At 66.4% G+C, this 7,269-nt stretch carries 6 protein-coding genes; 4 read left to right on the top strand and 2 right to left on the bottom strand.

All coding sequences use genetic code 11. The annotated features are described in order from the left end of the window. The first annotated feature begins 77 nt into the window (after positions 1–77). The 3 genes from ACTJI5_RS21020 to ACTJI5_RS21030 all read left to right on the top strand — a co-directional run bounded on the left by ACTJI5_RS21020 (position 78) and on the right by ACTJI5_RS21030 (position 3,463). Positions 78–1,328: an MFS transporter gene (locus ACTJI5_RS21020; RefSeq protein ID WP_058536806.1), complete on the top strand. Its 1,251-nt coding sequence runs from the start codon at positions 78–80 to the stop codon at positions 1,326–1,328. A 168-nt stretch (positions 1,329–1,496) separates the two neighbouring features. Then, positions 1,497–2,399, top strand: a complete 903-nt coding sequence (locus ACTJI5_RS21025) for an aldo/keto reductase (protein WP_440861674.1) — start codon at positions 1,497–1,499, stop codon at positions 2,397–2,399. Beyond that, positions 2,396–3,463 (top strand): LLM class flavin-dependent oxidoreductase, encoded by a 1,068-nt coding sequence (locus ACTJI5_RS21030; RefSeq protein ID WP_058536805.1) that lies wholly within the window; start codon positions 2,396–2,398, stop codon positions 3,461–3,463. Before ACTJI5_RS21025 ends, ACTJI5_RS21030 begins: the two co-directional genes overlap by 4 nt. A 204-nt stretch (positions 3,464–3,667) precedes the next feature. Here the strand turns inward: ACTJI5_RS21030 and ACTJI5_RS21035 are convergent, their stop codons facing one another. Together ACTJI5_RS21035 and ACTJI5_RS21040 are read right to left on the bottom strand one after the other, a co-directional pair. Further along, positions 3,668–4,834 (bottom strand): iron-containing alcohol dehydrogenase, encoded by a 1,167-nt coding sequence (locus tag ACTJI5_RS21035; protein WP_440861675.1) that lies wholly within the window; start codon positions 4,832–4,834, stop codon positions 3,668–3,670. Beyond that, positions 4,831–6,165, bottom strand: a complete 1,335-nt coding sequence (locus ACTJI5_RS21040; RefSeq protein WP_440861676.1) for a spinster family MFS transporter — start codon at positions 6,163–6,165, stop codon at positions 4,831–4,833. Before ACTJI5_RS21040 ends, ACTJI5_RS21035 begins: the two co-directional genes overlap by 4 nt. 177 nt (positions 6,166–6,342) lie before the next feature. Between ACTJI5_RS21040 and ACTJI5_RS21045 the strand changes: the two genes are divergently transcribed. Next, on the top strand, positions 6,343–7,179 hold the full coding sequence (locus ACTJI5_RS21045; protein ID WP_440861677.1) for a hypothetical protein: 837 nt from the start codon (positions 6,343–6,345) through the stop codon (positions 7,177–7,179). Positions 7,180–7,269: the final 90 nt, after the last annotated feature.

The following is a 7,269-nucleotide window of genomic DNA, read 5'->3' on the forward strand; positions in this document are numbered from 1 at the left end:
ATCAAAAAACCGCTGTCCATTCCGATATGACAACGTTATCTCATCCGCCGGACAAATGGATTCGGGGAGAGACGATCTTGGCGCAAATCGCCGATAAACGCCGCTGGCTCGTGGTGGGACTCGTCTTCATCGCGATCGTCCTCAACTATGTCGATCGCCAGATTCTCGCGCTTTTGAAGCCGACGCTCCAGCTCGAGTTCGACTGGACCGACCGGGATTACAGCCACATGGCGTCGGCCTTCCAGTTCGCCGCCGCGCTCGCCTTCCTCGGCACCGGCTGGTTCATCGACAAGGTCGGCCTTCGCTGGGGCTTCGCGATCGGCGTCGGCGTGTGGAGCCTCGCGGGCATGGCGCACGCCTTCGCCTCGACCGTATCGGGCTTCGTCGCTTCACGCGCCGTCCTCGGCGCCGCCGAATCGATCGGCACGCCCGCCGCGGTGAAGACCGCCGCGACCTACTTTAACGCGAAGGAGCGAAGCTTCGTCCTCGGCCTCGGCGGCATCGCGCCGAACGTTGGCGCGATCCTGACGCCTTTGCTCATCCCGCTGATGGCGCTGATGTGGGGGTGGCAGGCGACCTTTCTGATCGCGGGCGGGCTCGGCCTCGTCTGGGTCGTGGTCTGGCTGATGGTGCGCATTCCCGAACAGCCGAACGCCGCGCGCGACGCCGCGGCGCCGAAAATCGCCTGGAGCAGTCTGCTCCGCGATCGCCGCCAATGGGCGGTCATCCTCGGCAAAGCGCTGACCGATCAGGTGTGGTGGTTCCTGCTTTTCTTCATGCCCGACCTGTTCCACCGCGTTTTCGGGCTGACGCAGGGCACGCTCGGGCTTCCCGTCGCCTTCGTCTATTTCATGGCGGCGCTCGGCGGCATCACCGGCGGTTATCTGCCCTCCTACCTGATGGGGCGCCGCGGCTGGACCGTCAACGCGGCGCGCAAGACGACGATGCTCATTTACGCGCTGCTCATCCTGCCGGTGCCCTTGCTCGTCGGCGTCGACAGCGCATGGACCGCCGCGATGATCCTCGGCCTCGCGCTCTTCGCGCATCAGGGTTTCTCGACCAATCTCTTCGGCCTCACCACCGACGTCTTCCCCGCGCGTATCGTCGGCTCGGCGATCGGCATCGGCGCCTTTGCCGGGAACCTGTCGGGCATGGCGATGATCGAGTTCGCGGGCTGGTCGCTCGACACGGGCAGGGGCTATCTGCCGATGTTCCTCGTCTGCGCCATCACCTATCTCGTCGCGCTCGCCGCGATCCACCTCATCCTGCCGCGCATCGTCGCGGTGGATGAGGAGGAGGATGGCGAGGTGCAGGTGCTGGCACATTGATGGAAATGACGGATCATATTTAGGTGTTCCCCGGCGAAAGCCGGGGCCCATCTCCTACCGCCGGATGGACCCCGGCTTTCGCCGGGGAACACGAAAACCGAAATCGAACCCTAGAATCGCATACGAAACCCACTTTCCTTGCATCCGATTATGGAGTATATGACAGCGATGTCAGATTTTCTTCCCGCTCCCGCCAATGTGACTCTCGCCGGCCATGAGGTTTCGCCCATCGCCTGGGGCATGTGGCGCTTCGCCGGCGTCGACGTCGCGACTGCTCGCGCCCGCATCGATGCTGCGTTCGAAGCCGGCGTCACCCTGTTCGACACCGCCGATATCTACGGCTGCGATACCCCCGGCGGTTTCGGCTCGGCCGAGGCTTTGCTTGGCGACGTTTTCGCCGAAGCCCCCGCCATGCGTGACAAGATGGTGCTCGCGACCAAGGGCGGGATCATCCTCGGCGTACCCTATGACAGCAGCGCGCCCTATTTGACCTCGGCCATCGACATCTCGCTGAAACGCCTGCGCACCGACCATGTCGAACTGTGGCAGATCCACCGCCCCGACCTGCTCACCCATCCGCAGGAAATCGCGCGCACGCTCGAGGAGGCGCACCGCGCGGGCAAGATCGGCGCGATCGGCGTCTCGAACTTCACGCCTGCCCAGACCGCGGCGCTCGCCAAATTCCTCCCCGTTCCGGTGGTCAGCCACCAGAGCGAATTTTCGCCGCTGCATCTCGCCCCGCTCTTCGACGGCATCTTCGACCAGTCGATGGCCGAGGGCATGAGCTTCCTCGCCTGGTCGCCGCTCGGCGGCGGCCGGCTCGGCGATCCGGCCGACGAGCGCACGCGCGCAGTCGCCGGACTGCTCGATGCGAAGGCCGCCGAATATGGCGTCTCGCGCGCCGCCGCGACCTACAGCTGGGTGATGGCGCATCCCGCGCGCCCGATCCCGATCGTCGGCACGCAGAATGTCGAACGCATCAAGGAAATTCCGCAGGCCTTCGCCCCGCGCTGGACGCGCGCCGAATGGTATGCGGTGCTGCAAACATCGATGGGGGAGAATCTGCCATGACCGACCGCAGTTGCGAAGTCAGCTGGTTTTCGGCGCTCTGCGACGACGACTATGAATTCCTCGGCGTTCCCGACCCGATGCTCAAATCGAGCTGGGAACATTGCCGCGACATCGTGATGCAGGCGGACTCCTTGGGCTTCGATAATATCCTGCTCCCCTCGGGCTATGCGCTCGGCATCGACACCACCGCCTTCGCTGCCGCGGTCGCGACGATGGTCAAGAACATCCGCTTGCTGATGGCGGTGCGCATCGGCGAAAGCTGGCCGCCGCAGCTCGCGCGGCAGATCGCGACGATCGACCAGATCCTCGGCGGCCGCCTGACGGTCAACATCATCTCCTCCGACATGCCCGGCGAGACGATGGACTCTGAACCGCGCTACCGCCGTACGGTCGAGGCGATGCATATCCTCAAGACCCTGCTCAACGGCGAGGCACTCGACCATGACGGCGAGTTCTGGAAGCTGCAGGTCGCCCCCGCGCGCGTCGGCACCGTCTCGGGCAAGGCGCCGCCGCTCTACTTCGGCGGCCTCTCGCCCGCCGCGCGCGACGCCGCCGCAAAGGGCTGCGACGTCTTCCTGATGTGGCCCGACCGCGAAGAGGTGGTGAAGGAGATCATCGCCGACATGACGCAGCGCGCCGCCGCCTACGGTCGCACCCTCAAATTCGGCTACCGCGCGCACATGATCGTGCGCGACACGGAGGCCGAAGCGCGCACCGCCGCCGACCGCCTGCTCTCGAAACTCGACGCCGCGAAGGGCGCCGAGATCAAGGCGAAGTCGCTCGACTCGCAGTCGTTCGGCGTCAACGCGCAGGTCGCCTTGCGCGAGGCCGCCTCCGACGACGGCTATGTCGAGGACAATCTGTGGACCGGCGTCGGCCGCGCCCGCTCGGGCTGCGGCGCCGCGATCGTCGGCGACCCCGATCAGGTTCTCGCAAAGCTGAACCGCTATCAGGACATGGGCATCGAAGCCTTCATCCTCTCAGGTTACCCGCACGCCGCCGAAGCCGATCTCTTCGCGCGCCATGTGCTGCCGAAGATGAAGCACGGGCCGCTGGAACTCTGACGACCTCGAATCCCCTCAATTCGTCACCCCGGACTTGATCCGGGGTCCCGCTTTCAATGTCGCTGAGCGGGGCCCCGGATCAAGTCCGGGGTGACGTCGGCTTTATGAGGATGCCCCGCCCCCACGTTTGAGACGTAGGAGAGAAGGGGACGGGGCGAGCGCGCTTAAGCAGGGTGCGGCTTACCTGTCGATGAACAAAAGATTTTATCCAGCCCAAACCTGCCCATAAAGCGTCGCCATCTCCTCCGCATCGGGCACCCGCGGATTGTTCGCCGGCGACCCCGACGCCGCCGCCTGCGCGCACATCGTCGGGACCAGCGCATCCCAGCGCGCCGCGTCGATCCCCCACGCTGCCGGCCCCGGCACTTCCAACTCGCGATTGAGCGCCGCCAGCTCGTCGAGCAGCCGTGCCACCGCCGACTGGTCACCCTCGGCTTCGTCCGCCACCCCCATCGCGCGCGCGCAATCGGCATAGCGATGCAGCGCCGCGGGCGCCGACCAGGCGGTCACCGCGGGCAGCAGCATCGCGTTCGACAGCCCGTGCGGGACATGGAAATGCGCCCCGATCGGCCGGCTCATCCCGTGGACCAGCGCGACCGAGCTGTTCGAAAAGGCGATCCCCGCCTGCGTCGCGCCCAGCATCATCGCCTCGCGCGCCGCGGCATCCATCGGGTCGCTGCACACGCGCCGCAGGTTCGGCGCGATCGCGCGCATCGCGAGCAGGGCCATGCCGTCGCTGAACGGGTTGGCGCGCTTCGATACATAGGCTTCGATCGCGTGCGTCAGCGAATCAATCCCGGTATCGGCGGTCAACCGCACCGGCTTGGTAAAGGTCAGCTCATAATCGACGAGCGCCGCAACGGGCAGATAGGCGAGCCCCGGGCACAGCATCTTCTCGTCGGTCGCCTCGTCGGTGATGATCGTGAAGCGCGTCGCCTCCGACCCCGTGCCCGCGGTCGTCGGGATCGCGATCACCGGCAGCCCCGGCGCGTCCTGCACATGCGGCGCCTTGTAATCGGCCATCGCCCCGCCGAACCGCCCGAGCAGCGCAATCGCCTTCGCGCTGTCGAGCGGACTGCCGCCGCCGAAACCGACGACGCAGTCGTGATCGCCCTCGAGCAGATACGCCACGCCCGCATCGACCGACGCGACCGTCGGATCGGGCACCGTGTCCGCGAACACCCGCGCCGCGATCCCCGCCGCCGTCAGCTCATCGACCAGTTCCGCCACACGCCCGCTGCTGACCAGCCAGCCGTCGGTCACGATCAACGGCCGCGCCAGCCCCAGCGCGCCAAGCACCTCGGCCAATTGCTTCGATGCGCCGCCGCCGATGCGGAAGATGCGGGGCAGGGCGATACTCGCGATACTCAACTCACCATCTCCTCGCGGATCGAACTCCGCGCCATCCAGAACAACGCCGAGGCGAGCGCGCCGAACAGGATGAAGATCATCAACGACCAGCGCACGCCTTCCGCCGACCCTAGCCCCATCGGGCCCGAGAGGAAATCGCTGACCACACCCACCCCGAGCGGGCCGAGCCCAAGCCCGAGCAGGTTGATGATGAACAGCAGCACCGCTGACGCGGTCGCGCGGGTCTGCGGCCGCACCAGCCCCTGCACGGCGGCGAAGCCCGGCCCGTACCACAGCGTGTTGAGCACCGGCGGAAAGGCGAACATGATCAGTGCGAACACCGCCGAATCGGCCATCAGCCCCGCGATGTAGAAAGGGATGCCGAGAAAGGTCGAAACCGCCGGGATCGCCACATAAGCGCGCAGGTCGCGCGCGCCATATTTGTCGGCCAACTGCCCGCCCATCCAGGTGCCGAGCGCGCCTGTCAGCCCGAGCACGATGCCGAGCGCAACGCCCAGAAATCCCGTCAGCCCCAGCCCGAAATCGCTCGCGATCGCGGTCAGCTCCTCGGCGTGGTTGCGAAAAAAGAAGGGCGCGAGGAAGGCCGCGGCGCCATAGCCGATGAACGCCTTGATCGCGGCGGCAAAGGCGATCAGCCAGAAGGTGCGCTTGCCGCGGATCTCGGCCATCGCGGTCTTGAAGTCGGGCCGCGCCGCCTTGAGCGCCGCGAGATCGCCGTGCATCTGCCGCCGCGGTTCCTTCAGCGTCGTCCACGCGATCAGCGCCATCAGCACCCCCGGCGCCCCCGCGAACAGGAATGCCGTCCGCCAGCCCCAGGCATCGGCAATCAACCCCCCGAGTGCTAGCCCGAGCAGCCCGCCGAGCGGGATACCGAGCGAATAGAAGGCGAGGGCCGAGGCGCGTTTCTCCTTCGGCGTATAATCGGTGATCAGCGAATGCGCGGGCGGCGTGCACCCCGCCTCGCCAATCCCGACCCCGATCCGGCACAGCACCAGCTGCACGAAATTCTGCGCAAAGCCGCACGCGACGGTGAACACGCTCCACAACCCCGCCGCCACCGCGATGATCCGCGGCCGGTCGCCCGTCTCGGCAAAGCGCGCGATCGGAATCCCGAGCACGGTATAGAAAAGCGCGAAGGCGAGCCCCGTCATCACCCCGAGCTGCCAATCGGCCAGATGCAGCTCATTCTTGATCGGCTCGGCGAGGATCGAGACGATCTGCCGGTCGAGGAAGTTGAGGATATAGATGATCAGAAGCACCGTCAGCGCGTAGCGGCGATACGCCAAGGACACCGGCGCAATGACGGGCGGGGTGGGGGCTTCGGTTTTCATCTCATCCTCTCACGATCTTTTCTTTTTTCGTCGCCCCCGCGAAGGCGGGGGCCGCTGTCGGTTTATGCAGCAATGCTGGGCAAGGCCTCCGACGGCCCCCGCCTTCGCGGGGGCGACGGGTTTGATTTGACTCCCGCCACCGACGCGATATGACAGCGTTGTCTGAAAGGAAAACCGTTGCCCGAATTGCTCGTTCTTCAATCGGTCTGGGGCCTCGACAAATGCCCCGGTTTCGACATCGAAAACCGCCTCGACGAAGCGCTGGGTCAGGTCGTCGCCGCGGGCTTCGACGGTGTCGGCGTCAATCTCGCGCGCACTACGCGCGCCGACGGCGTCGCGCGCGTGATGAACCCGCTCGGCCTCGCATGGGAAGGGCAGGTTCTCGTCCATGACGCGGGCCAGCTCGCGCACTGGATCGGCGAAGCCCACCGCCTCGGCGCACACCATCTCAACGTCCAGATCGCCGGCCCGACCGCCGACTTCCGCGCCGCGCTGCGCCTGATCGATGCTCTTGTCGCGGTCGCGAAGGACGCGCCGCTCCCGGTGTGGTTCGAAACCCACCGCGGCCGTCTCACCAACGATTTGCTCTTCACGCTGCAATTGATCGAGGAACGCCCCGGCCTGCCGCTTACCGCCGACCTGTCGCACTATCCCGTCGCCGGCGAGATGGAACTGCCGCTTTCGGGCGACCAGCTCGCGGCGATCGAGACGATCCTGCAGGGGAGCCATAATTTCCACGGCCGCGTCTCGACGACGCATCAGGTACAGGTCGCGCTCGATGCGCCGCAGCACGCCGGCTGGCGCGACCAGCATATCGCCTGGTGGCGCCGCGGCTTCGAACTCTGGCTCGAACAGGCGCGCGCGGGCGACGCGCTGACCTTCATGTGCGAACTCGGGCCTCCACCTTACGCGATCACCGCGCCCGACGGCCGCGAACTGACGAACCGCTGGGACGAGGCGCAGCGGATGCGCGATATCGTGCGGGGGCTGTGGAGCGAGGTGAGCGGTTCCTAACTTCAATACTACCGTGCCCCTGCGAAGGCAGGGGCCCATCACCGAATCTTTCGTTGCCAAGCCGACGTTGCCGGAGGGATGATAGCTCAG

Source organism: Sphingopyxis sp. 22461 (assembly GCF_052044915.1).
Classification (GTDB): Bacteria; Pseudomonadota; Alphaproteobacteria; order Sphingomonadales; family Sphingomonadaceae; genus Sphingopyxis.

Coding starts and splice junctions, on each gene's coding strand:
- ACTJI5_RS21025 (WP_440861674.1), top strand. CDS start 1,497: ATGTCAGATTTTCTTCCCGCTCCCGCCAATGTGACTCTCGCCGGCCAT.
- ACTJI5_RS21040 (WP_440861676.1), bottom strand. CDS start 6,165: ATGAAAACCGAAGCCCCCACCCCGCCCGTCATTGCGCCGGTGTCCTTG.
- ACTJI5_RS21030 (WP_058536805.1), top strand. CDS start 2,396: ATGACCGACCGCAGTTGCGAAGTCAGCTGGTTTTCGGCGCTCTGCGAC.